Raw genomic sequence first — 23447 nt, forward strand, 5'->3', positions numbered from 1 at the left:
AAGGTGATCCGTCCCGACCGCCACACCCAGCGGGCAGTTGGGGACGCTGGAACGCCGAAACGGGCTTTGACCAGCAAGAATGCGGTGCCCTTGGAATGCGTTCCCGGGACGCCAGGGGTGAGGGGTACAGGTGTCAGGGGCAACGGGGGCCGGAGAGCCGGAGGCGTTCGCGGAGCTGTTGCGGGAGCTGAAGGACCGCTCGGGACTCAGCTACGGCGTGCTCGCCAAGCGCCTGCACATGAGCACGTCGACACTGCACCGCTACTGCAACGGCACCGCCGTGCCGGTCGAGTACGCACCCGTGGAGCGGCTCGCCCGGGTCTGCAAGGCGACCCCGCAGGAGCTGGTGGAACTGCACCGCCGCTGGATCCTGGCGGACGCGGCCCGCGGCCGCAGGGCGGAACGCGCGGGCGAGGCTTCTGTCGAGAGCGCGGGTGCCACGCAGCACGCGGATGCCACGCCGCACGCGGGCGACGGCGACACGGGTGAACCCGTCGTCATCGACCCGGTGGGTGACGACACCCCGCCCCGCCGTTTCTCCTGGCCCCACCGTCGCCGTGCCGCGCTGATCGCCTCCGTCGCGGTGGTCGCCGCGCTCGGAGGCGTCGCGTACGCCCTGCGCCCCATGGGCCTCCGGGCCGGGGACGCCACGGCACCGACGATCATCGACACCCGGGCCGCCGACTCCGGCCGGGAGCCCTCCCCCACCCCGTCCGCGGACCGCGACGGATCCGGACCGTCCCCGTCGGTGTCCGGCTCCCCCACCGGCACGGCCACTGCCGGAAGCTCCGGGTCCGGGACTTCCCGGGACGCCGGCGAACCCGCCGCCCGGCCGTCCGCCACCGGCGCCCCGCTCGCCGTCGCCACCCGCCCCTACGTCTACGAGGAGCCGTGCAGCCAGCACTTCCTCGTCGACAGCGAGCCCGCCCAGGTCGGGCCGCCCGCGAGTGAGCAGGACGCCCCCCGCTGGGCCGCCGCGTACGGGGCGGTCTCCTCCGGGGAGCAGCGCGTCGCGCTCACCGTCCAGGGCACCGGGACGGAGACCGTCGTCCTGAACGCGCTGCACGTCCGCGTCCTCAGCAAGAACGCGCCGCTCGCCTGGAACGACTACGCGATGGGCGTGGGCTGCGGAGGCGGGGTCGGGACCAAGTCGTTCGACATCGCCCTCGACAGCGGCAGCCCCACGGTCACCGTGAAGAACGGCCAGCGCGCCTTCCCGTACAAGGTCAGCGAGTCCGACCCGGAGGTCTTCTACGTCACCGCGCACACCACGGCGCACGACGTCCGCTGGGACCTCACCCTGGACTGGTCCAGCGGCGACCGCAGCGGGACCGTGCGCATCGACAACGCGGGCCGCCCGTTCCGCACCAGCGCCGACGTGGGGCGCCCCGGCTACGACTATCCGCTGGGCGGCAGCGAGTGGATCGAGCGGGTGGGGGGCTGATCCGGGCGCGGGCGCGGATCAGGCCGGTTCGCAGAAGTGCGGCTCACGCCGGTTCGGGGTGCGGCTGCGGCTCCCGCACCGGCACCGGAGCCGTGTCCCAGCGGGCGACGGTCCGGACGTAGCCGTAGATCACGGAGAGCATGGCCAGCAGGAGCAGCGGGCCGGCCAGCAAGGGGTTCTCGCCCATCTGGACCGGCAGCAGGGCGTACGACAGCAGGAGCGCCGCGAAGACCCCGGTGCCGTAGGCCGTCAGCCGGAGCCCGGCCGGGTCCCAGCCGCGGTCGTAGGTGCGCACGGCCGTCTCGATGGTGAGGGTGAACACCACACCGGCGATGAGGTCGACGCCGTAGTGGTAGCCGAATCCCAGCGTGGCGCAGAGCGTGGCGATCAGCCAGAACGTGCCGGCGACGCGCAGCAGGCGCGGGCCCTTGCGGGAGTGGATGAAGATCGCGGTGGCCCAGGCGGTGTGCAGGCTGGGCATGCAGTTGCGGGGGGTGACGGTGTCGAAGGGTATGGAGTGCGGGGCCGATATCGGCGGCGGGGTCTCCGGCCACAGGTTCGCCACCGCCCAGTGCCCGTCGCTCGGTATCTGCGGGGACCACAGGGCGATCGACGCCCAGTGGTCGGTGCCGGTGCCGTAGGCGAAGACCGGGCCGACCACCGGGAAGATCATGTAGATCGCCGGGCCGAGGAGGCCGATCAGCAGGAAGGTGCGCACCAGGTGGTGGCGGGGGAAGCGGCGCTCGACGGCCACGTTGCGCAGCTGGTAGAGCGCCACGACCACGGCGGCGACCGCGAGCTGGCCGTAGATGGTGTCGAGGAAGTTGAAGCCGATCGCCCCGGTCGCCGTGACGAGCCGGCCCATCAGCCAGGAGGGGTTGCCGAGCGCGTGGTCGGCGGCCGCCAGATAGGGGTCGAGCACCTGCGGGCGGCTCTTCGCGGTGATGACGAGCCAGGTGTCGCCCAGCTTGCGGCCGGCCACCAGCACCAGGCCGAGGCCGACGCCCTTCAGCAGCAGGACGCGTTCCGGGCCGGTGCGGCGGGTGAGAGCGAGGACCCCGCAGCCCAGGACCACCCACAGGGCCCCGTTGCCGAAGGGGTGGCCGTGGGTCACCTCGATGCCGAGGACCCACCGGACCAGGAGGAAGCCCAGGTCGATGGCGATCGCGGTGCCGAGCGCGATGAACCTCTGCCGCCAGGTCATCACCACCATCGTCAGCGCCAGTCCGGCGTACAGCAGCGGCCCCGACTTCGGCGGGAGGACCGTCTCGCGCACCAGCGTGGTCAGCGGCCCCTCGAGGCCGTAGCCGCGCGCGGCGAACTCCAGCGCGACGAAGAGGCCGAGGCCCACGGCCCCCACCGCGGCCCAGAGGCCCGTCCGTGCGTCGATCCGCTGGAGTATCTGTCTCACTGTCGGCCACTTCGCTAGATGTCGTACACAACCGCCCGCCCTCAAGGGGAAGAGGGACGGATCACGGTCTCGGTTCCGGCGGCACGAACCCGCGCACGGTGAGCTGCCCCCTCCCTGAGACGCCCGGCGCCCACCGGGTGGAAGGTGACCGGCGGCGGGTCCCCTCACCGGACGGGGTGCGTGGAAGCCGCCGAAAGTGCAGCGTATGACACGGCGGGGACAATCGGACAGGGTGATCCCGGCCGGGCCGGCGACCGCCGTCCACCCGGCGCACACCGGGTCGTTACGAGATGACCCGCAGCCGTCCGTCGTACGACGGACGGCGGAGCGAGTCGACAGCCTGGGCCGTGGCCTCGTCCGCGGGAAGGAAGACGACCAGCTGCTGGGCGTCCGCGGTGAGTTCGAGGGTCTCGCGCAGCAGCCGGAGCGCGGGTCCTGAGGGGTGGTTGAGCCGGAGTTCGCCCCGGCGCGGGACGACATGGCGGTTCAGGCGGCGGGTGAGCTCGGGCCCTGCGACGGGGGCGAGGTCCGCGGTGAACCACTCGTGGCTGTCGACCGACGGGCCCAGCCACAGGTCGAAGGCCTGCTCGTCCGCGACGTCGTCCCAGTCCGCGAAGAAGGACCGGGCGCGGGGGTCGGTGAAGACGTACCGGGTGAGGTTCGGGGTGTCGGAATCGAGCAGTCCGGTGCCGCGGGTCATCGCCTCGAACGCGCCGGTGCGGGCGAGCACGTCGCCGATCCGGTTGGTGACCATGACGATGCCGGGCTCCATGAGCTCCAGCGTCCGCAGGACGGCCGGCCGGACCTGGCGGGGCGGCGGGGCGGGCCGGGCGCCGAGGCACTCACCGCCGGTGATCTTCGTGAGGTAGCGCAGGTGGGCGCGTTCGGCGGGGGTGAGGCAGAGGGCGTCGGCGAGGGCGTTGACCACGGCGACCGAGGGGTTGCGGTCCCGGCCCTGCTCGATCCGGGTGAGGTACTCGACGCTGATGCCGGCCCGCGTGGCGAGGTCCGAGCGCCGCAGTCCCGGCGACCGGCGGCGGCCCCGGTCGGGCAGCCCCAGATCCTCCGGCTGCGTGCTGTCCCTCCTGGCCCGGACGAAGTCCCCCAACGGTGTCCCCATGGCCTGAGCATAGGGCGCGGGGCGCCACTCGCGAGGGCCTCAGGGTGGCCCTGCGGGGGCCAGCCTGAGCCCGGTCTGGCTGCGGGCGCGGGGCGGCTCGATCGTGGTCGGCATGGAAAACGACAAGCACGTGACGGGTGGAGAAGTGGCGGGCGACAGGCACAGGCTGGTGGTCCTCGTCGGCAGCGTCCGGGAAGGCCGGTTCGGTCCGGTGGTGGCCTCGTGGATCGCCGAGCAGGCGGGGGTGCACGGTGGTTTCGAGGTGGAGGTCGTCGACCTGGCCGGCTTCGACATCCCGCTGGCGCTGCCGGCCGCGTCGCCGAAGTACGCCGGCGACGACTACCCGCGGCCCGCGGGAATGGCGGCGCTGACGTCCGCCCTGGAGCGCGCCGACGCGTTCGTGGTGGTCACGCCGGAGTACAACCACAGCTACCCCGCCTCCCTGAAGGCGGCGATCGACTGGCACTTCACCCAGTGGACGGCCAAGCCCGTGGCCTTCGTCAGCTATGGCGGCGCGGCCGGCGGCCGGCACGCCGTGCTGCATCTGGAGAACGTCCTGACCGAACTGCACGCGGTGACCGTCCGCGACGGTCTCGCCTTCCCCAACTACTTCACCACCTGGCAGAACGACCGCCCGACGGACCCGGAGACCCCCGGCTACGCCAAGACCCTGCTGGACCAGCTGTCCTGGTGGGCGGGAGCCCTGCGCACGGCCCGCGAGGCATCGCCCTATCCGGCCTGAGTGGTGTCTCGGGGGCTCCGGTCGGGTGAGGTCTTCGTCTCCTCCTGGCCCGCCGGGTGGCTTCGCACGGCCGGTGGAAAACTGCTGGGGCGGCGTCACATTTCCGGACGGGGCGACGTTAGGGTTGTGACCATCCGGGCACTCCTGGGACGGGAACGGAACCCGCCGGTGTCCGGTCCTTTCGAGCACGGTCGGGTCGACGGGCCCCACCGCGCCCCCCGACACGAAGGTGCCATGTCCGCCGACCGTCTGGACGACGACGACTACCCGGCCTACACCATGGGCCGGGCCGCCGCGATCCTCGGCATCACCCCCGCCTTCCTGCGGGCCATCGGCGAGGCGGAACTGATCACCCCGCTGCGTTCGGAGGGCGGCCACCGCCGGTACTCCCGCGGTCAGCTCCGCATCGCCGCAAGGGCCCGCGAGCTCGTCGACCAGGGCACCCCGATCGAGGCGGCCTGCCGCATCATCGATCTGGAGAACCGGCTCGACGACGCGCTCCGCCAGAACGAGGAGATGCGCCGCCGGCTCGACGAATAACTGTCGCAGCCGCAGCAGAATCACGGACGGGGCGCGGCGAGATTTTCGGAGGGGACCGGCCGAGAATTGCGGACGACTTGGCTCCGCGCATCTACGGTGTGTTACCGTGATAAAAGTTGCAGTTTTGGTTTCCGGAGATTCTTCACGAAGCTCTCCGGGTCTTTCCGGGTCTTACCGGAGGGGTGATCATCGCGGCGACTCGGAATCCGTAAAGTGCGGATCCCGGCACTGCCCCTTAGGGAGATTCAATATGGCATCTGGCACCGTGAAGTGGTTCAACGCGGAAAAGGGCTTCGGCTTCATCGAGCAGGACGGCGGCGGCGCCGACGTGTTCGCGCACTACTCGAACATCGCCACCTCCGGCTTCCGCGAGCTTCAGGAAGGCCAGAAGGTTACCTTCGACGTCACGCAGGGCCAGAAGGGCCCGCAGGCCGAGAACATCGTTCCCGCCTGACGCTGACGCAGTTTTACGGCTGGGGCCCGCACTCTTGGGTGCGGGCCCCAGCCCATTGCCCGCAACTGTTTGCATTGCTTTCTCCCCGGCTCTTTCTTGCGAATTCTCGTGCGGTTTCGCCGCGCCCCGGAGGAATTCCTCGACACGTGCCGCACGCATCGAGGAAGGTTCCCCAGCCATGAACCGCACCCGTCGCACCGGGAACACCGGTAGCGCAGGTAACGCAGGTAAGACCGGGACGAACACGTCCCGCGGCCGCTCCCGTGGCACCGGCCACCAGCGCCCCCGTACGGCATCCGCCCCCCGCGGCGAGTTCACCCTGCCCACCACGCTCACCGAGGCCCTGCCCGCGGTGGAGGCATTCGCCGACCTCGACCTGCCCGCCCGGCTCCAGGCCGCGCTGCGCGCCGAGGGCGTGACCGAGCCCTTCCCGATCCAGGCGGCGACCCTGCCGAACTCCCTGGCCGGGCGGGACGTCCTGGGCCGCGGACGCACCGGCTCCGGCAAGACCCTCGCCTTCGGGCTGCCCCTGCTGGCCCGCCTGGACGGACAGCGCGCCGAGCCCCGCCGCCCCCTCGCCCTGGTCCTCGTCCCGACCCGCGAGCTGGCCCAGCAGGTCACCGACGCCCTCACCCCCTACGCCAAGGCGCTGCGCCTGCGCGCGGCCACCGTGGTCGGCGGCATGTCGATCGGCCGCCAGGCCTCCGCCCTGCGGGCCGGTGCCGAGCTCCTCGTGGCGACGCCGGGACGGCTCAAGGACCTCATCGAACGCGGCGACTGCGAGCTCGGCCAGGTGCGCATGACCGTCCTCGACGAGGCCGACCAGATGACCGACATGGGCTTCATGCCGCAGGTCACCTACCTTCTGGACCAGGTGCGCCCGGACGGTCAGACGCTGCTGTTCTCGGCCACGCTCGACCGCAACATCGACCTCCTGGTCCGCCGCTACCTGCACGACCCGGTGGTGCACTCGGTCGACCCGTCCGCGGGCGCCGTCACCACCATGGAGCACCACCTGCTGCACGTCCGCGACGACGACAAGCACGCCACCGCCACCGAGATCGCCGCCCGCGACGGCCGCGTGATCATGTTCCTGGACACCAAGCACGCGGCGGAGCGGCTGGCCAAGCACCTGCTGTCGGTGGGCGTACGGGCCTCGGCGCTGCACGGCGGCAAGTCCCAGCCGCAGCGCACCCGCACCCTCGGGCAGTTCAAGGACGGCCAGGTCAGCGTCCTGGTGGCCACCAATGTCGCGGCCCGCGGGATCCACGTCGACGACGTCGACCTCGTCGTCAACTTCGACCCGCCCGCCGACCACAAGGACTACCTGCACCGCGGCGGCCGTACGGCACGTGCCGGCGAGTCCGGCACCGTCGTCACCCTGGTCCTGCCGCACCAGCGGCGCGCGGTGGACCGTCTGATGTCGGACGCCGGCGTCAGCGCCCGCATCACCCGGGTCCGCCCGGGCGAGGCCGAGCTGAACCGCATCACCGGTGCCCGCACCCCCTCCGGCGTGCCCGTCGCCCTCCCCGCGCCGGCCGCCGCCGAGCCCGCGCAGCGCACCGGGGCCGCGGCACGCGGCCGCGGCAGCCGCTCCTCGCGTGGCCGCCGCCGTCCCGCGCGCACCCCCCGCTAGCCGTCACCAGCCACTCCCAGAAGGAGACGAACAGGGCCGCACCCTGGGCGTTCTCACCGTCCCCGTCCGACCGCTCCCCGTGGAGGTGCCATGCGCATCGTCATCGCCCGTTTCCCCTTCGACCTGACCATGAGCGAGGTCGAGAGGTCGATGCAGGGCGTCGAGCCCGAACCCGCCACCGGACCGTGTGTGACCGTGGGCGCCCAGGTGTACCCGGTCAAGCAGGTCGGCCAGGTGATCACCCGGCAGGACCGCCGGGACTTCACCGCCAACGAGGTGAGCCGGGCCCTGACCCGCCTCGGCTTCACCTGCCACGAGGTCCGGCCGCCGCGCCAGGAGGCCTTCAACGACCCGTCCGCGTCCCTCCCCTGGGCCGACACCCCGCTGGGCTGACCTCCCCGGCCCTCACTTCAACGGGTGCGTGGCCGCGCCTCCGACCCCCGTACGGCGCGCGGCCACGCACCCTGCTCAGTGGGGCCCGGACCTCCTCAGCGCCCGGACTGCCAGTAGGGGTCGAGGACGGTGAGCTCCGCGTCCTGGTCCCCGGTCAGCCAGTTCCGCACGTGCGGGGCGCGGGCCGTGTCCAGCGCCCAGCGCACGACCGTGTCGTACCGGCGATGGGCCGGTGTCCGTTCGTCCCGCAGCCACGCGAGGCAGGCGCTCACGAGACAGCGGTGGTCGGTGCGGCTCGCGTTGTCCGAGGCCAGGTCGGTGCCGTAGCCCGGCCCGCGGTCCCGCGCCAGTGCCACCCAGGGTTCGAGGACCCGCAGCGCGATGTCCGGGTCGCCGCTGCGCAGGGCGCCCAGGACCAGGGCGTAGCGGTAGGAGCCCTCCGTGAACAGGGGGTCCTCGCGCATCGTCGCCCGCAGTCCCGCGTCGGTGTCGCGCAGGGTCGCCAGGGCGTCGTGCCGGTGGCCGTTCATCAGGTGGTCCTCGAAGGTCCAGGTCAGCAGATGGAAGCGGACCAGCAGAGCGAGGTAGCGGTCGCCGTCCCGCTCCGCCCCGGCCAGCAGGGCGTCGAGCTCGGCCCGGCGCTCCCCGTGCTGCCAGGGCCAGGCGTGGCGCGGGTAGGTGCCGCTGCCGCAGGCCTCACAGCGGCGCGGGATCCCGGGCCGCGGACTCGCGAAGTACCCGCCCTCGCCGCAGTCCGGGTTGTCGCACTCCCAGCCCTCCGCCAGGGCGTCCGGCGGCGCCTGGTAGCCGTGTCGGCCGGCCGGCAGCCGCCGCGGCCCGAGCAGTCTGTGCAGGATCTCCATCCCGTCCTCCTCGGCTCAGCCGACCTTGGCGTGGTGCTCGTCCCGCGAGTTCGGGCAGACATAGCCGGTGTTGCCGCACCGTCTGCACGTGGTCATGGGGCCGACCCGCCCCTGGCAGCGCGGGCAGCGGACGGCCCGCACCCTCTTGCGGCAGGCCCGGTCACCGCAGTGGACGTCCTTGTCGCCGGTGTAGCGCACGCGAATCCCTCCCTCACCTGGTGCTCTGCAACTCGCGCTCACGGGCGGCCCGTTCGGCCGGGCTCAGCCGGGTGATCCGGCCCGAGCGGCTGTGCGGCCGTACGCCCCACGGCGAGGCGGGCTGCCCGCTCACCAGCCAGACGGCGAGCGTGATCTCCCAGCCGACCGCCTTGACCGCGCTGACCAGGAACCACTCCGGACTGATCAGCAGCAGCCACGGCGAGACACCGCGCCAGAAGGAGCCGCCCGCCCGCGCGTTGAACGTCCACAGGGCGATCGCCACGCCGATCACATGCCCGAGTGCCAGTGCCGTTCCCATCGGTCCTCCCCCGACCTCACCCCGACCGGCCGTCCGTACGGGCCGGTTCCTCGTTGGTACCGCTCTCGCGGGGCCGGGCCGGCGGGCGTTGCACAGCTCGTCCCGCGCTGCAAGGTGCGGAGCACGGGCGGGGGAGTTCGGGTATGTCAGAGGGATTTGTCCCGGCCCGGGACCGGATGGCCCGACTCCTGCCACACTGACCGTATGAACGCGCGTGCCGCGGGCGGTGCGGGGGCCGGGTTGGGGCGGCGGGCCCGTGTCGCATGGCTGTTACGGGTCAACCGGCTGCTGGCCGAGGAGAAACCGCTCAGATCGCTGCCCGCCTTCGCGGCGGCCTTCCGGGGCGGGAGCTACGACCGCGAGGTCAGCGTCAGCACCGTCTCGCGCTGGGAGACCGCCCGAACTCCCGTGCCGTGGCAGGCGGTTCGGCGCTACGAGGAGCTGCTCGGGCTGCCCCGCAATGTACTCACCGCCACCGCGCGCACGGTGTGGCGCTACTGGGCGCCCGGTCCCGTCCTGGACGTCGACCCGGTGGCCCCGGCCACCAGGGACCTGGAGGACCTGCTGGAACAGGCGGTGTCCGGTGACGTGATGACCGGCGACCACTGGGACCAGCTGGTCGACGGACTGTGCGCCCGGCCCGACGTGGTGCTGATGCCGTCCGGCACCTGGTCCCTGCTCGCGGAGCGGCTCGTCGAGGAGATGGTGATCGCCGACGACCTGCCGTGGATGCTCCGCTTCGAGTCCCTCAACCGGCTCCTCAACCACCGCAGGGGCGGCCGTACGGTCGTCGCGGTGTGCGGGGCGCTGGCGGCGGGGCGGGCCAGGCTGACGGCGACCGAGATCGTCTGCGCCCTGGACAACTCCGCGCACCCCGACGCCGCCGACCGGGTGCTGCGCGAACTCGCCCGGCCCAGTGGGCCGTTGGCGCACCGGGGCGCGGTCATGGCCTGCTTCCGCAAGGTGGACTACCGGCAGTTCGACGGGGCGCAGCTGACCCGGCTGGTGCGGGCGGTGCGGGACTGCGCGGACGACGGCCCGTTCGGCGACCAGATCGAACCCCTGCGCGTCCATCTGTCCACGGCGCACCCCGAGCACGCCCGCGCGCTCCTCGGCCGCCGCCCGCCGCCCCCGCTGCCGGGGCGCCGGACGGCCGATCCGGCCGCGGCCGCGGTCCGCCGGGTGACCGCGCGCCTGGGCGCCCTGGAGCCGGGCCGGGTGGGCGACCCCGCCGTGCCGACCGCCCTGGTCACCGAGGCGCTGTCCAGCCCGCTCTTCGACGTCCGGCTGTACGCCGCGTTCCTGCTCGCGGCCACCCCGTACCGCCCGGTGCTGGCGGACGCGCTGGCGGCCGAACTCGTCCGGCCGCTCGCCACCCGGCGGGAGGAGCTCGCGGTGCCGCTCCTGGACGCGCTGCGGGTCGTCGGCGACCACCGCCACCGGGGGCTGCTCCAGTGGCTGGCGGTGACACCCGGCATTCCGCGCACGGTCGCGTACGCCGCGGTCCGCGGCCTCGGCCATGTCGCCGCCGACCGTTCCACCGGCGACTTCCTGCGGTCGGCCCTCGCCCACCACCACAGCGCGTGGCTGACCGGCCGGGACCCGGTGACCGCGGCCACCCTGGAGAGCCTCGTCTACGCCCTCGGCATGGCCGCCCGCGACGACGTGCTCACCACGATCCGCACGAACCCCGACTACCTCCCCGCCACCCGCACGGCCGCGTCCTGGTGGCTGGACATCCCCGGACACCGGCGCACGAGCGCGCTGCTGTGACGTGCACCGGACCCGGGACCGCACGCCGTGCGGGACTGCGGCTCCGCTGCTTCCCGAGCGGACCTCGCCCGGGTATTGCCCTGGCCGCCTGCAACGCTTGAGCCGGGAGCCGCGTGGCGGGAGGCTGGGAGGATGGACGGCAGGTTCGGTACTTCCGGAGGCAGCGGGGAGGAGCCCGTGCCCGAGGACCTGGCGGTGGTGATCGACGCCGCCGGGACGGTCACGGTGTGGAGCTCCGGGGCGCGGCAGCTGCTCGGCTACGAGGCCGCGGAGGTCGTGGGACGCCCGGCGACCGAGCTGCTCACGGCCGAGCTGCCCGAGTCCGCGCGCCGGAACATCGGCGAGGGCCGGCGCTGGGCCACCGAGGTGGCGCTGCGGCACCGCGAGGGCCACCGTGTCGTCGTACGGCTGACGGGGACACCGCTCACGGACGGCGACGACGCGCGGCCGTGGCTGATCACCCCCGCCGCCCCCGAACGCGTGTACCAGCCCGCCGAGCCGACCGCGGAGGCCCTGTGGGACCTCACGCTCGCGCAGCTGCCCGTGGCGGTCGCGGTCTACGACACCGAGGCCCGCCTGGTGACGGCCAACGAGATCATGACCCGGGTGATGGGCCGGACCGTGGCGGAGATGCGCGGTCTGACCCTGTGGGAGATCGAGCCCACCGAGCCCTTCGACGAGTACGACCGCCTCCAGCGGCAGGTCCTGCGCACCGGCGAGCCGGTCTTCCACGAGAACTACGGCCAGGCGCCCGGCGAGGTCCGCGGCCACGCCTGGTCGATGTTCCTGTCGCCGCTGAAGGACGAGGCCGGGACGGTACGGGGCCTGTCCGCGGCCGTGTTCGACACCACCGAGCAGTACTGGGCCCGCCGCCGCCTCGCCGTCCTCAACGAGGCGAGCCTGCTCATCGGCAGCACCCTGGACGTCGTCCGGACCGCGGACGAGCTGGCCGAGGTGGCCGTGACGGGCTTCGCGGACTTCGTCACCGTGGACCTGCTGGAGTCGGTGGCCCTCGGCGACGAACCGGAGCCGGTGCCGCCGGACCGGCCGGTCACCGTACGGCGGACCGCGCAGCGCTCGGTCCTCGAGGGCTGCCCGGAGTCGGTGGTGGCGTCCGGCGGGACGACGTTCTACCCGGCCGGCACACCCCCGATGCGGGCCCTGATCGCCGGCCGCGGCACCCGTCCGGCGCCAGGGGACCCGGGGATGCGGAAGTGGATCGAGTCGTCCCCGGCCCGCGCCGAGACCGTGGCCAGATACCTGATCCACTCGGTGATGATGGTGCCGCTGCGGGCCCGCGGGGTCACCCTCGGCCTGGTGCACTTCATGCGTCACCGCAGGCCGGAGCCGTTCACCGAGGACGATCTGCTGCTCGCGGAGGAGATCGTCGCGCGGGCGGCGGTGAGTGTGGACAACGCCCGCCGGTACACCCACGAACGCCGTACCGCGCTCGCGCTCCAGCGCAGCCTGCTGCCCGAGCGGCCGCCGGACCTCGCGGCGATGCAGGTGGCCTACCGCTACCTCCCGGCCGGCTCCGGCGCGGACGTGGGCGGCGACTGGTTCGACGTCATCCCGCTCTCCGGCGCCCGGGTCGCCCTGGTCGTCGGGGACGTGGTGGGCCACGGCATCCACGCCTCGGCGACCATGGGCCGGCTGCGGACGGCCGTGCGCACCCTCGCGGACGTGGACCTCGCCCCCGACGAACTCCTCACCCAGCTCGACGACCTGGTGGTCAGACTGGACCGGGAGGAGGGGCCGGAGACCCGCGACGACCCGGCGGCCCAGGACCCGACCCCGAGCGAGGTGGGCGCCACCTGCCTCTACGCGGTCTACGACCCGGTCTCGCGCCGCTGCACCATGGCCCGCGCCGGCCACCCGCCGCCGGCCCTGGTCACCCCCGCCGGCGAGGTCCGCTTCCTGGGCCTGCCGGCCGGGCCGCCGCTCGGTCTCGGCGGCCTGCCGTTCGAGTCCGTCGAGGTGGAGCTGGAGGAGGGCAGTCTGCTGGCCCTCTACACCGACGGCCTGGTCGAGGCGGCGGACCGTGACATCGAGGTCGGCCTGAACCTGCTGCGTGTGGCGCTGGCCGACGCCGCGGGCCCCCTGGAGGAGACCTGCGACCGGGTCCTGCGGACGGTCCTGCCGGCCCGCCCCGCCGACGACATCGTCCTGATGCTGGCCCGCACCTCCGCACTGGACTCCGCGCAGGTCCGCACCTGGCGCCTGCCCGATGACCCGGCGGCGGTCTCCCGGGCCCGGAAGGCGGCGAGCGAGCAGGTCACCGCGTGGGGCCTGGGGGACGCGTCCTTCGCGACGGAACTGATCGTCAGCGAACTCGTCACGAACGCGGTCCGCTACGGCGCCGAACCGATCGTCCTCAGGCTGATCCGCGACAACACGCTGATCTGCGAGGTGTCCGACGGCAGCAGCACCGCTCCGCATCTGCGGCGGGCGCGGGTGTTCGACGAGGGCGGGCGGGGGCTGCTGCTGGTGGCGCAGATGGCGGAGCGGTGGGGGAGCCGGCAGACGGCCACCGGGAAGACGATCTGGGCGGAGTTGGCGCTGCCGGAGCAGTCCGTCCCTGACGGAGTCTGAGCTGCATGAGCAGCCCCTTCCGGACGGAGCGCAAGACTTGGCCACGGGTGCCTGAATTGCACCCTTCATGCTGCGCGGTAAACGGAACAGCACGTTCACCCACCTGTGCGACGATGCGCCCGTGAACGCACCCTCCACCCCCTCCGCCGGCAGTCCCACCACGGAGCCGGCCCCCAAGTCCCCCGGTTTCGCCGAAGAGTTCAAGGATGCCGTGACGTTCCGGGCCTTCGGGCTGGTCCTCGGCGGCCTCCTCGTCCAGCTGGCGTTCGTGCTCTCGTACGTAGGCGCCTTCCACTCCCCCACCCCCCACCGCATCCCCGTGGCGGTGGTCGCCCCCCAGCAGGCCGCCGCGAAGATCGTCGCCCAGCTCAACGCGCTGGACGGCAACCCCGTGAAGGCCACGACGGCTTCGAGCACGGCCGAAGCCCGCGACTGGGTCATGACCCGCAGGACGGACGCGGCCTTCGTCTTCAACGCGCAGGGCACCGAGGACACCCTCCTGGTCGCCTCGGCGGGCGGGCCGTCGGTCTCCCAGACGGCCACCCAGATCGCGCAGAAGATCGAGGCGTCCGAGAAGCGCCGGATCTCGGTGACGGACATCCGGCCCCCCAACCCCGGTGACGGCCGCGGCATGACGTCCTTCTACCTGGTCCTCGGCTGGGTGATCGGCGGCTACCTGACCGCCACGATCATGGGGATGGCCGCGGGTTCCCGCCCGGCGAACCGCCAGCGCACCCTGATCCGGCTGGGGGCCCTCGTCCTGTACGCGGTGGTCTCGGGCGTGGCCGGAGCGGTGATCGTGGGCCCGGTCTTCGACTCGCTGAGCGGCCACTTCTGGGCGCTGAGCGCGATCGGCGCCCTGGTCGTCATGGCGTCGGCGGCGACGGCGCTCGCCCTCCAGACCCTGCTGGGGCTGCTCGGCACGGGCCTGGTCATCCTGCTGTTCGTGGTCCTCGGCAACCCGAGCTCGGGCGGCGTGTACCCGGCGCCGCTGCTGCCGCCCTTCTGGAGCGCGATCGGCCAGGCACTGCCGCCGGGGGCGGGCACGACCCTGGTCCGCAACACGGCGTACTTCTCCGGCCACGCGACGGGTTCGGCGCTGTGGGTGCTGTCCGCGTACGCGGTCGGGGGAGCGGCGCTCGCGTGGGGGGCCTCGTGGTGGCGGGAGCGCCGGGCGGCCGACGCCGCTCAGGAGACCGCGGCGCCCGCGGGATCCGCGGCGACCGCCTGACGAACACCCTTGGACAGGTGGGCAGTCGGACAGTCGCCCGGTCGCCGGTTGTCCGGGAACCACCCCGGGATTGTCCTTGATCCGTAACGGACGCATCCCATGACCGCCCCCGCTCGTCCTGCCAGTTGTCGCAAGACGACCGGCCGATCGTTGTGTGTGCATCGGCACGGGTGAGCAACTGCGGGAGAGCGGGGCGGACATGGCACGGCACGGCGGGCGGGGCTGGTACGGCAAGGTGCTGGGGGCGGCACTCGGAGTGACGCTGCTCGCCGCCGGTGCCTCGATGTGGACCGCGCAGGCCGGTGCCGTGGGCTCGTCCCCGAAGACCTCGACGTCGGCCGGGCCGGCCCGTGCGGTCAAGCCGGTCGACGTGAGCATCGTGCACGCCTCGGACAAGGGCGCGCACGGCGTCAACATCACCATCGACGACGGCCCCGACCCGGCCTGGACCCCCCAAGTCCTGGACGTGCTGCGCGAGTACGGGGTCAAGGCGACGTTCTGCATGGTGGGCACGCAGGCGCAGGCCCACCCGGACCTGGTGAAGAAGGTGGTCGCGGCCGGACACCGGCTGTGCGACCACTCCGTGTCCCACGACACCACCATGGACAAGAAGTCCGAGGCCTACCAGTCCCAGCAGATCCTCGACGCCGAGCGCATGATCACCGAGGCGTCCGGTGGGGTGCGGCCGATGTACTACCGGGCCCCGGGCGGCGCCTTCACCCCGTACAGCCGCAAGCTCGCCGCCTCCCGCGGCATGCGCCCGCTGGGCTGGAACGTCGACTCCAAGGACTTCGAGCGCCCGGGTACGGCCGCGATCGTCGCCACGGTCGAGCACGAACTCCCGAACGGTCCGACGATCCTCTTCCACGACGCGGGCGGCGACCGCGCCGAAACGGTGGAGGCCCTGCGCGAACTCCTCCCCTGGCTCCGCGACCAGGGGTACGTCTTCGGCTTCCCGGTGCGCTGAGAACCGGGCCCCGGCCGGTGACAACCCGGTGGTCACCGGCCACGCCGTTCTGACGTTCCCCTCATGACCGGCACCCGAAGGGGCAGTGCCGCGTAGGCGCCCGCCCGGCCGGCGGCGGTAGCCGCCTGTGCGGTTGCCACGGCGTCGACTTCCGCGGCCACCTCGAAACCGTGCTGCACGCGCTGCCGCGAAAGAGCGCGCGTGAGCTGCGCGCTCTCGTACGGCCCCTGGACCGGAAGATCCTGGCCAGAGCGAAGGCGCTCCCGGCCCATAGCCCGGACGCGGCGTGCTGGCGGGCCTGGCGCCCTGCATCCCGTCTTCGCAACGGTCCTGGACAAGCGGCGACGGGTGGGCCGTCGTAGGCGCATACTGAGGAAGATGACTAAACCTGCCGCACCGAAGCGTCATTTGCCCACCAGCCCCTTCAAGGCCCCGGTCGCGCCCGCGCCCAAGCACTTCGCCGTGGGTGACCAGGTCACGCACGACATGTACGGCCTCGGCCGGGTGCTCGGTGTCGAGGACGGAATCGCGGTACTCGTCGATTTCGGCTCGTCGCAGATGAGGATCCTGAGTCCGTACTCGAAGATGACCAAGCTGTAAGCAGCAAGGAGCTCCTCCCATCGACCTGAACTCGCTGTTCTCCGCCCCCGAAGGGCAGTCCCAGCGCACCCCCGCGGCCCTGCCGCCCCTCACCATCGACCCCTTCAAGGCCCCGGACTTCGGGGACGACGAGGACGAGACCTTCCCGCGGCCGGAAGCGGCCTAGCTCCCTCCTTTTCACTCCACGCGACGCCAGCGCTGCCCGTCGGCGCCGGTGCGCTTTCGCCTGCCTCGCCGCACGCCCTGCCGGTCGGCACACCTGCCCTGCCCCGGCGGATTCCGCATGCGGTGGCATAGGCCCACCGTGCCGGGTGTGACTGAGCCCACCCTGTTTCTGACCTGTGGCTCCGCGGTGATTCGCCACAGCTGACGCCCAGCGAGGCATGTCAGCGTGATTTCCGGTTAGGCGCACCGGGATTACTCGAATCAGCCGGCAGGTGAGAAGCGATCTCTTTCATGGCGAAGGCACCGGACTCGACGGACGTGGCGGAAGCGGAGCGGGAGGGAACGGACACGGCGGTCGACGCCCGTAGACCCCCGGCCCCGGTCGCACCCCGTGCGAGCCGGGGTTTTCCGTCCGCGGTCTCCCGCACCGGACGGGTGGGCGGCCTCGACGGCCTGCGCACCCTCGCGGTCGCGCTGGTGATCGTCCACCATGTGGAGCCCGAGGCCCTGCCCGGCGGCGCGGTCGCCGTCGACGTGTTCTTCACCATCAGCGGCTTCGTCATCACCCGTCTGCTGCTCGCCGAGTACGTCCGCCGCGGCGGCATCTCCCTGCCGTCCTTCTACCGGCGCCGCTGGCTGCGGCTGGTGCCCGCGATGCTGGCCGTGTGCGCGGTCTGCGCGGTGCTCGGCACGACCACCACACTCTGGGGCTTCGAGGGTTCGCTGGAGGCGGCGGGCCTGTCCGCGACCTTCCTCACCAACGTCGTACGGGCCATGGAGTCCGGCCCCTACTCCGACCTCACCGCGCCGCTCGCCCACACCTGGTCCCTCGGGGTGGAGGAGCAGTTCTACTTCCTGTGGCCGCTCGCCCTGATCTTCCTGCTGCGGAGGTTCCGGGCCCGGACCGTGCTGCTGGGCACCGCGGCCCTGTGCGTGCTGCCGCTGCTGTGGCGCTGCGTCCTGTGGAACCCCGACGCGGCCCACCGCATCTACAACGGCACCGACACCCGCGCCGACCAGCTGCTGGCCGGCGCCCTCGTCGCCGTGGCCCTGGCGCGGCTGCGGGCCGACGACCCGCGCCTGGCCCTCCTGCGCACCTGGACCGGACGGCTGGCCTGGCCGGCGCTCGGACTGCTGGCCCTCGTCGCCTGGCAGGTGCCGGTGACCGAGGACCTCGGCCGCTGGACCGCGGCCTACTACACGATCGGGTTCCTGGTGGTGGCGGTCCTGTCCGCCACGCTGGTCGCGGCGCTGGAACTGCGGCCCGAGACCGCTCTGTCCCGCCTGCTGGCCCTGGCCCCGCTCGCCTGGGTGGGCCGCAACCTCAGCTACGGCGTCTATCTCTGGCACTACCCGGTCGTACGGCTCCTCGCCTCCCTCGGCGTCCAGGAAGGGCGCCTTGCGGCGACGGTCGTGCTGACGCTGCTGATGGCACTGCTCTCCTACTACGTCATCGAAAGGCCGTTCCTGAGGAGGGCGCACCGAACGAAGGCACCGCGTCCGACGCCGGTGCCGGCCACGGCGACGACGTAGGGCCACCAGGCCCCGTGCCCCGCCGACGCCCTCTTTTAGACTTGCGGGATGAATGACCAGTGCACGCACTGCGGCACCGTCGGCCTGTCGGAAGGCTTCATCGAGGACGCCGGCGAACACGCCCGCGGCTACGCGCGGTGGATCGAGGGCGCGTTGGAGCGGGGGATCTTCGGGGGCGCCAAGCGGATGGGCCGCCCGCGTCGCCAGATCGTGGCGTTCCGCTGCCCCAAGTGCGGACACCTCGACCTGTTCGCCACGGACCCGGTGTAGCCGGGCCCTCTCGGGCTGCCGGGCGGGTCAGTCGGGGCCGGTCCAGTCGAAGGGGAAGTGCTTGCTCGACTTTCCGGAGCGGTCCCAGGAGAAGCCGAACGCGTCCGCGCGGTCGACGGTGGCCCGGCCCCAGGTGGCGACCTGACCCGGTCCGACTTCGGCGCCCGGGGCGTTGTGGACCTGGACGCGTGCGCCGTCCGCGTTGGTCGGGCCGGTGAGCGCCTCGGCGGCCGCCGTGACACGGCCGGGGATCTCGGCCCGCCAGGTGGCGAGGTCGTCGTCCAGCTCGACGTGGATGGGGGCGACGTCCATGCCGCGGATCTCGGGGTGCAGCATCTGCCCGAACCGCGCCGGCCAGCCGCCCGCCTCACCGCCGAAGACGGCCCCGAGAGCACCGCGCTGCTGTTCGTCGGCGCGTTCGTCGAGGAAGACGGCGGCGTAGGGGTCGCTGTGCTCGCCCGCCCAGACGTTGCCCGTGAAGGAGCCGAGCATCAGGACGTTGAGGCCGTCGAGACGCACGTCGCCGTAGCCGCCTTCCCGGATGTGCCAGACCAGGACGCCTTCGCACTCGCCGTAGGTCGGGGGCTGGGCGAACGTGCACGGACAGGGGATGGCGCAGTTGCACACATCGAACCAGTCGCCGGTCAGATGCCAGCGTGTCACGGTGGTGGCCTGTTCTGTCATCTCGCTTCCCTCCTGCCGAGCCCAGGAGGCTCACTCGGAGTGGCGAGACCGTGTGTGCCGAGCCCGGTCCCGGGATCGGGAGACGGTCTCCCTTCCAGCTTGCACCTCGTTTCGCCGGTGCGGAACCCGGCGCCGGGATCACATGTCGTCCATCGACGGCATCGCGTCCCGCAGCCCCGGCAGCAGCCAGTCCTGGAACGGCGCGAGCACCGCCAGCACGAGGAACACGACGCCCATGGCGCGGGAGAGCAGCGGACCCCGGGACCACAGCTTCTCCAGGAAGACCACCACGGCCAGCCCGGCCATCGCCGCCACGTTCATCACGCCCAGCGGCACGAGGACCACCATCAGGCCGGCACAGCAGCCGACGCAGTAGGCGCCGTGATGGAGGCCCACCCACAGGTCGCGGGCGGGTCCCCGGAAGCCGGAGTAGTGCACCAGATGGCCCAGGGGGTCACGGCAGTGCCGCAGGCAGACGGACTTCAAAGGGCCCAGCTGATACAGGCCCGCGAGCAGGAAGGCGGCCGAGCCGATCCAGCGGCCGACCGTGGGGTGGTCGTCCAGGAGGCTGTCGGTGAGGGCCAGCGCCGCGTAGGTGAGCAGCCCTGACGCCGTCCACACCAGCAGGTATCCGGCAGCGAACTCGGCGGTCCGGGCGGTCCGGGCCCAGCCGGAGGACTGCCGGCCGATGCCCCGGACCCAGGTGATGGCCACCGGCGCCATGGACGGCAGCATCATGGCCGCCATCATCGTCGCCCACAGCAGCAGGAACAGCGGCAGGGCCATCCCCATCGTGCCGGGCCCGACCCCCATGTCCCGGGCCTGACCGATCGTCAGCACCCAGGCGGGGACCGCGATCAGGACCACGAGCGACCACGCGGCCGCGAGTTCCCGCGTGGGCAGCAGTCCCCCACCCGTTCCGGTCGGGGCGGCCGACCGGCCGGCGAAGGGAGCGGAACTCCGGCTGGAACGCATCGGCGTCTTCTCCTGCGGCTCCTTCCAGGACAACATTTCCCCGCCCTCCACGCGACCCGACCCGGACGACCCGACAACGCCCCGATGCAGCGGCCCGCGCGGGCTCCTCGGCTGCTTTCACCCACCGGGGGTGAGGCGGTCGGCCGGGGGGTGCCGAACGCTTGGCGTGCACAGGTCCGTGGCGGTTCCCGCCGTCGCGTGACGGCGTTCCCGCACCGAACAGGGGGCCCAGGTGAACCGGTACCCGCCCATCGCGGAGCACGGCATGGTCGGCGATCTCCAGACCGCCGCCCTCGTGGCGTCCGACGGAACCGTCGACTGGTGGTGCACGCCCCGCTTCGACTCGCCCAGTGTCTTCGCCTCCCTCCTGGACGGTGAGAGAGGTGGCCACTGCCGGCTGGCCGCCGAGTACCCGGACGACGACGGCATGACCGTCCGGCAGCTGTACCTGTCCGACACGGCCGTCCTGGTGACCCGGTTCATGGCGCCCGGCGGGGTCGGCGAGGTGGCCGACTTCATGGTCCCGGACGACTCCTCGACCCCGACCGGCGTCCACCAGCTGCTGCGGGTCGTACGGGTGGTACGCGGCAGCCTGCCCTTCGCGCTGAGCTGTCAGCCGCGCTTCGACTACGGCCGCGCCCCGCACACCCTCGAGCGGCCCGACGAGCACTCCGCGGTCTTCCGCGGCCCGGGCACCGACCTGCACCTCCAGTCCACCGACGGGGTCGACTTCCACGAGGACGGCAACGACATCAGCGCCCGCTTCACCCTCTCCGCCGGTCAGGCGGCGGCGGTCGTGCTCACCAGCACGCCCGGCGGGCACCCGGCCCCGCCCCGCCCGACCCTGGAGGAGGCCGCCGACGCCCTGGAGACCTGCCGCACCTTCTGGCTGTCGTGGCTGCGCTCGTGCACCTACCGGGGCCGCTGGCAGGACATCGTGAACCGGTCGGCGATCACCCTCAAGCTGCTCACCTACGCCCCCACCGGAGCGCCCATCGCCGCCGCCACCATGGGCCTGCCCGAGCAGATCGGCGGGGAGCGCAACTGGGACTACCGCTACACCTGGGTCCGGGACGCCTCGCTGTCCGTGCGGGCACTGATCGACCTGGGCTTCCACGAGGAGGCGCACGCCTTCCGCCGCTGGCTGCGCGAACGCATCGAGACGGACCGGCCGCCCTCGGCGGACCCCCTCCAGATCATGTACCGGATCGACGGCGACCCCCACCTGACCGAGGAGATCCTCGACCACCTGGAGGGCTACCGGGGATCCCGCCCGGTGCGGGCCGGCAACGCGGCCGCCGACCAGCTCCAGCTCGACATCTACGGCGAGGCGTCCGACGCGCTGATCGTCGGCGGGGACATCGGAGCGATCCGGGGCTGGCACGCCCTGGGCGACGTGCTGGACTGGCTGGCCGACCACTGGGACCAGCCCGACGAGGGGATCTGGGAGACCCGGGGCGGGCGTCAGGACTTCACCTACAGCCGGCTGATGACCTGGGTGGCCTTCGACCGGGGCGTCCGCGCGGCCACCAGGTTCTCCCGGCCCGCCGACACCGTCCGCTGGACCGAGGCGCGGGACGCCGTCTTCCGCCAGATCGTCGAACGCGGCTGGCACGACAAGCGGCAGGCGTTCGTGCAGCACTACGACACCGACGTCCTGGACGCCTCGCTGCTGCTGATGCCGCGGGTGGGCTTCGTCTCGCCCCGTGACCCCGACTGGCTGAGCACGCTCGACGCGATGGGCGAGGAACTCGTCAGCGACAGCCTGGTCTACCGCTACGACCCGACCGCGTCCCCGGACGGGCTGCGCGGCTCCGAGGGCACCTTCAACCTGTGCAGCTTCTTCTACGTCGAGGCTCTCGCCCGCAGCGGCCGGCTGGACCAGGCCCACCACGCCTTCGACAAGATGCTCACCTACGCCAACCATGTCGGCCTGTTCGCCGAGGAGATCGGTCCCTCGGGCGAGCAACTGGGGAACTTCCCGCAGGCGTTCACCCACCTCGCCCTGGTCACGGCGGCCATGGCACTCGACGAGGAACTGGAGAAGGCACGGAACAGGGCCGGAGGGTGGCATCCGTGACCGCGACGGCCGGGGCGAGGCAGCCGACACAGGCCGGACGCGTGCTGGCCGCCCTCGCCCTGGCCCAGTTCATATGCAGCTTCGCCGGCTCCAACATGAACGTGATGATCAACGACATCAGCGAGGATCTGGACACCACGGTCCAGGGCGTGCAGGTGGTCATCACGGTCTTCCTGCTGGTGATGGCCGCGCTGATGATCCCGGGCGGCAAACTCACCGACCGCTTCGGCCGCAAACGCTGCTTTCTGACCGGGCTCGTGGTCTACGCGGCGGGGGCGCTGCTGAGCGCGGCCGCGCCGGGGCTCGGCGTCCTGGTCCTCGGCAACTCGATCCTGGAGGGCATCGGCACCGCGCTGCTGATCCCGCCCGTGTACATCCTGACCACCCTTCTGTATCCCGACGTCTCCTCCCGGGCGCGTGCCTTCGGGGTCGTCATGGCGCTGGGCGGTGTCGGGGCGGCGGCGGGGCCGCTGATCGGCGGTCTCATCACCACCGGGATCAGCTGGCGTGCGGCCTTCGTGTTCCAGGCCCTCGTGATCGCGGTGATCGTGCTGCTCAGCCGGCGCATCGAGGACCCGCTGCCGCCGGACCCGACCCGTTCCTTCGACACCGCCGGAGCGGTCCTCTCCGCCGTCGGCCTGGTCCTCGTCGTCATGGGCATCCTGGCCGCGGACGACAACGTCTGGCTCATGACCGGCCTGCTGGTGCTCGGCGCCCTGGTCCTGGCCTGGTTCCTGCGCTCCTGCCGTGCCAAGGAGGCGTCCGGCCGGGAGCCGCTGCTGTCGCTGAGCCTGTTCCGCGACCGCACGTCCAACCTCGGCCTCGTCACGCAGAACATCGAGTGGCTGCTGCTCATGGGCACGTCGTTCACGGTCGCCGCGTACCTCCAGGTGGTGCGCGGCTACGACGCCATCCAGACGGGAGTCGTGTTCACCGCGGCCACGCTGGGCCTCCTGTCCTCGTCCCTGTCCGCCGAACGCCTGGCACGCCGGTACGCCCAGCGCACACTCATCATGTCCGGGTTCGTCGTCTCCATCGCCGGTGTGGTGGTGCTGATCGTCCTGGCCGGGAGCTTCTCCACCGCGTGGGCGTTCGTCCCCGGGCTCCTCCTCATCGGCCTCGGTCTGGGCGTGATGCTGACCCCGTCCGTCAACGTCGTCCAGTCGAGCTTCCCCGAGGAACGCCAGGGAGAGATCTCCGGCCTGTCCCGCAGCGTGTCCAACCTCGGCTCGTCCTTCGGCACGGCCATCGCGGGCACGATCCTGGTGGCCGGCCTCTCCAAGGGCGCCTACGCCACCGCGATGATCACCCTGGCAGCCCTGGCCCTCGGCGGCCTCACAGCGGCAGCCCTCCTGCCGCACGCCCCGAGCGGGGTCGGGCGGGTGACCGGGCCGGCGGCACGGGGAACTCGTACGCGGCGGTGAGGGGTCGGGGTGGGTGGTCTGGGGGCCGGGGGG

22 protein-coding genes are annotated in these 23447 nt (G+C 72.5%); 15 read left to right on the forward strand and 7 right to left on the reverse strand.

Features of this window, described 5'->3' with window-relative positions; translation table 11 throughout:
* The first annotated feature begins 130 nt into the window (after nucleotides 1-130).
* Complete coding sequence (locus tag IF54_RS0118335; RefSeq protein WP_030319891.1) at nucleotides 131-1444, forward strand: transcriptional regulator; 1314 nt, start codon at nucleotides 131-133, stop codon at nucleotides 1442-1444.
* 43 nt (nucleotides 1445-1487) lie between these two features.
* On the opposite strand, the gene IF54_RS0118340 is transcribed toward IF54_RS0118335, so the two are convergent.
* Together IF54_RS0118340 and IF54_RS0118345 are read right to left on the reverse strand one after the other, a co-directional pair.
* Complete coding sequence (locus IF54_RS0118340) at nucleotides 1488-2855, reverse strand: phosphatase PAP2 family protein (RefSeq protein ID WP_078852026.1); 1368 nt, start codon at nucleotides 2853-2855, stop codon at nucleotides 1488-1490.
* Nucleotides 2856-3138: 283 nt separating this feature from the next.
* Nucleotides 3139-3975, reverse strand: a complete 837-nt coding sequence (locus IF54_RS0118345; protein WP_030319896.1) for a helix-turn-helix domain-containing protein — start codon at nucleotides 3973-3975, stop codon at nucleotides 3139-3141.
* A 112-nt stretch (nucleotides 3976-4087) separates the two neighbouring features.
* Between IF54_RS0118345 and IF54_RS0118350 the strand changes: the two genes are divergently transcribed.
* From IF54_RS0118350 to IF54_RS0118370, 5 genes are all read left to right on the forward strand, one after another.
* Nucleotides 4088-4717, forward strand: a complete 630-nt coding sequence (locus IF54_RS0118350; RefSeq protein WP_051735473.1) for an NADPH-dependent FMN reductase — start codon at nucleotides 4088-4090, stop codon at nucleotides 4715-4717.
* Between the two features lie 234 nt (nucleotides 4718-4951).
* Complete coding sequence (locus IF54_RS0118355) at nucleotides 4952-5257, forward strand: MerR family transcriptional regulator (protein WP_030319900.1); 306 nt, start codon at nucleotides 4952-4954, stop codon at nucleotides 5255-5257.
* 250 nt (nucleotides 5258-5507) lie between these two features.
* Nucleotides 5508-5711 (forward strand): cold-shock protein, encoded by a 204-nt coding sequence (locus IF54_RS0118360; protein WP_007383480.1) that lies wholly within the window; start codon nucleotides 5508-5510, stop codon nucleotides 5709-5711.
* A gap of 178 nt (nucleotides 5712-5889) precedes the next feature.
* The gene (locus tag IF54_RS0118365) at nucleotides 5890-7347 is read left to right on the forward strand and encodes a DEAD/DEAH box helicase (protein ID WP_030319902.1); all 1458 of its coding nucleotides are present in this window, start codon (nucleotides 5890-5892) and stop codon (nucleotides 7345-7347) included.
* A 90-nt stretch (nucleotides 7348-7437) separates the two neighbouring features.
* Entirely contained in the window at nucleotides 7438-7740 is a 303-nt protein-coding gene (locus tag IF54_RS0118370) for an SCO5918 family protein (RefSeq protein WP_030319905.1), read from the forward strand.
* A 95-nt stretch (nucleotides 7741-7835) separates the two neighbouring features.
* Here the strand turns inward: IF54_RS0118370 and IF54_RS0118375 are convergent, their stop codons facing one another.
* The 3 genes from IF54_RS0118375 to IF54_RS0118385 are packed head-to-tail and all read right to left on the reverse strand — an operon-like array spanning nucleotide 7836 to nucleotide 9120.
* Nucleotides 7836-8603: a hypothetical protein gene (locus tag IF54_RS0118375; protein WP_030319907.1), complete on the reverse strand. Its 768-nt coding sequence runs from the start codon at nucleotides 8601-8603 to the stop codon at nucleotides 7836-7838.
* A gap of 15 nt (nucleotides 8604-8618) precedes the next feature.
* Complete coding sequence (locus IF54_RS0118380) at nucleotides 8619-8801, reverse strand: hypothetical protein (RefSeq protein WP_030319908.1); 183 nt, start codon at nucleotides 8799-8801, stop codon at nucleotides 8619-8621.
* A 13-nt stretch (nucleotides 8802-8814) separates the two neighbouring features.
* On the reverse strand, nucleotides 8815-9120 hold the full coding sequence (locus tag IF54_RS0118385) for a hypothetical protein (RefSeq protein ID WP_030319911.1): 306 nt from the start codon (nucleotides 9118-9120) through the stop codon (nucleotides 8815-8817).
* 204 nt (nucleotides 9121-9324) lie between these two features.
* On the opposite strand from IF54_RS0118385, the gene IF54_RS0118390 reads away from it, so the two are divergent.
* The 7 genes from IF54_RS0118390 to IF54_RS0118420 all read left to right on the forward strand — a co-directional run bounded on the left by IF54_RS0118390 (nucleotide 9325) and on the right by IF54_RS0118420 (nucleotide 18251).
* Entirely contained in the window at nucleotides 9325-10893 is a 1569-nt protein-coding gene (locus tag IF54_RS0118390) for a helix-turn-helix domain-containing protein (protein ID WP_030319914.1), read from the forward strand.
* Nucleotides 10894-11025: 132 nt separating this feature from the next.
* Complete coding sequence (locus IF54_RS0118395; protein WP_030319916.1) at nucleotides 11026-13485, forward strand: SpoIIE family protein phosphatase; 2460 nt, start codon at nucleotides 11026-11028, stop codon at nucleotides 13483-13485.
* Between the two features lie 121 nt (nucleotides 13486-13606).
* Nucleotides 13607-14716, forward strand: coding sequence for an ABC transporter permease (locus IF54_RS0118400; protein ID WP_037820224.1), 1110 nt, complete (start codon nucleotides 13607-13609; stop codon nucleotides 14714-14716).
* Nucleotides 14717-14915: 199 nt separating this feature from the next.
* Nucleotides 14916-15683: a polysaccharide deacetylase family protein gene (locus tag IF54_RS0118405; RefSeq protein WP_030319921.1), complete on the forward strand. Its 768-nt coding sequence runs from the start codon at nucleotides 14916-14918 to the stop codon at nucleotides 15681-15683.
* 378 nt (nucleotides 15684-16061) lie between these two features.
* Entirely contained in the window at nucleotides 16062-16283 is a 222-nt protein-coding gene (locus tag IF54_RS0118410) for a hypothetical protein (protein ID WP_028809078.1), read from the forward strand.
* A gap of 456 nt (nucleotides 16284-16739) precedes the next feature.
* Nucleotides 16740-17981 carry an acyltransferase family protein gene (locus IF54_RS0118415; RefSeq protein WP_030319924.1) on the forward strand — a complete coding sequence of 414 codons (1242 nt, stop codon included), beginning with the start codon at nucleotides 16740-16742 and terminating at the stop codon, nucleotides 17979-17981.
* A 48-nt stretch (nucleotides 17982-18029) separates the two neighbouring features.
* On the forward strand, nucleotides 18030-18251 hold the full coding sequence (locus tag IF54_RS0118420) for a hypothetical protein (protein WP_030319926.1): 222 nt from the start codon (nucleotides 18030-18032) through the stop codon (nucleotides 18249-18251).
* A 27-nt stretch (nucleotides 18252-18278) separates the two neighbouring features.
* Here the strand turns inward: IF54_RS0118420 and IF54_RS0118425 are convergent, their stop codons facing one another.
* Together IF54_RS0118425 and IF54_RS0118430 are read right to left on the reverse strand one after the other, a co-directional pair.
* Nucleotides 18279-18935, reverse strand: coding sequence for a DUF1326 domain-containing protein (locus IF54_RS0118425; RefSeq protein ID WP_030319929.1), 657 nt, complete (start codon nucleotides 18933-18935; stop codon nucleotides 18279-18281).
* Between the two features lie 138 nt (nucleotides 18936-19073).
* A complete protein-coding gene (locus tag IF54_RS0118430) occupies nucleotides 19074-19946 on the reverse strand; it encodes a DUF2182 domain-containing protein (RefSeq protein ID WP_030319931.1) in 873 nt (290 codons plus the stop codon).
* A gap of 196 nt (nucleotides 19947-20142) precedes the next feature.
* Between IF54_RS0118430 and IF54_RS0118435 the strand changes: the two genes are divergently transcribed.
* Together IF54_RS0118435 and IF54_RS0118440 are read left to right on the forward strand one after the other, a co-directional pair.
* Nucleotides 20143-21990: a glycoside hydrolase family 15 protein gene (locus IF54_RS0118435; RefSeq protein ID WP_030319932.1), complete on the forward strand. Its 1848-nt coding sequence runs from the start codon at nucleotides 20143-20145 to the stop codon at nucleotides 21988-21990.
* Complete coding sequence (locus IF54_RS0118440; protein ID WP_234439006.1) at nucleotides 21987-23414, forward strand: MFS transporter; 1428 nt, start codon at nucleotides 21987-21989, stop codon at nucleotides 23412-23414. The genes IF54_RS0118435 and IF54_RS0118440 overlap by 4 nt, the downstream gene beginning before the upstream one ends.
* The last annotated feature ends 33 nt before the right edge of the window (nucleotides 23415-23447 follow it).

Source organism: Streptomyces sp. NRRL B-3229 (assembly GCF_000719505.1).
In the GTDB taxonomy this organism is placed as follows: domain Bacteria; phylum Actinomycetota; class Actinomycetes; order Streptomycetales; family Streptomycetaceae; genus Streptomyces; species Streptomyces griseorubiginosus.

Excerpts from the sequence above, each read along its gene's own strand:
- IF54_RS0118345 (WP_030319896.1), bottom strand. The coding sequence starts at position 3,975 with ATGGGGACACCGTTGGGGGACTTCGTCCGGGCCAGGAGGGACAGCACG.
- IF54_RS0118350 (WP_051735473.1), top strand. The coding sequence starts at position 4,088 with ATGGAAAACGACAAGCACGTGACGGGTGGAGAAGTGGCGGGCGACAGG.
- IF54_RS0118355 (WP_030319900.1), top strand. The coding sequence starts at position 4,952 with ATGTCCGCCGACCGTCTGGACGACGACGACTACCCGGCCTACACCATG.
- IF54_RS0118360 (WP_007383480.1), top strand. The coding sequence starts at position 5,508 with ATGGCATCTGGCACCGTGAAGTGGTTCAACGCGGAAAAGGGCTTCGGC.
- IF54_RS0118365 (WP_030319902.1), top strand. The coding sequence starts at position 5,890 with ATGAACCGCACCCGTCGCACCGGGAACACCGGTAGCGCAGGTAACGCA.
- IF54_RS0118370 (WP_030319905.1), top strand. The coding sequence starts at position 7,438 with ATGCGCATCGTCATCGCCCGTTTCCCCTTCGACCTGACCATGAGCGAG.
- IF54_RS0118375 (WP_030319907.1), bottom strand. The coding sequence starts at position 8,603 with ATGGAGATCCTGCACAGACTGCTCGGGCCGCGGCGGCTGCCGGCCGGC.
- IF54_RS0118385 (WP_030319911.1), bottom strand. The coding sequence starts at position 9,120 with ATGGGAACGGCACTGGCACTCGGGCATGTGATCGGCGTGGCGATCGCC.
- IF54_RS0118390 (WP_030319914.1), top strand. The coding sequence starts at position 9,325 with ATGAACGCGCGTGCCGCGGGCGGTGCGGGGGCCGGGTTGGGGCGGCGG.
- IF54_RS0118395 (WP_030319916.1), top strand. The coding sequence starts at position 11,026 with ATGGACGGCAGGTTCGGTACTTCCGGAGGCAGCGGGGAGGAGCCCGTG.
- IF54_RS0118405 (WP_030319921.1), top strand. The coding sequence starts at position 14,916 with ATGGCACGGCACGGCGGGCGGGGCTGGTACGGCAAGGTGCTGGGGGCG.
- IF54_RS0118410 (WP_028809078.1), top strand. The coding sequence starts at position 16,062 with ATGACTAAACCTGCCGCACCGAAGCGTCATTTGCCCACCAGCCCCTTC.
- IF54_RS0118415 (WP_030319924.1), top strand. The coding sequence starts at position 16,740 with ATGGCGAAGGCACCGGACTCGACGGACGTGGCGGAAGCGGAGCGGGAG.
- IF54_RS0118420 (WP_030319926.1), top strand. The coding sequence starts at position 18,030 with ATGAATGACCAGTGCACGCACTGCGGCACCGTCGGCCTGTCGGAAGGC.
- IF54_RS0118425 (WP_030319929.1), bottom strand. The coding sequence starts at position 18,935 with ATGACAGAACAGGCCACCACCGTGACACGCTGGCATCTGACCGGCGAC.
- IF54_RS0118430 (WP_030319931.1), bottom strand. The coding sequence starts at position 19,946 with ATGTTGTCCTGGAAGGAGCCGCAGGAGAAGACGCCGATGCGTTCCAGC.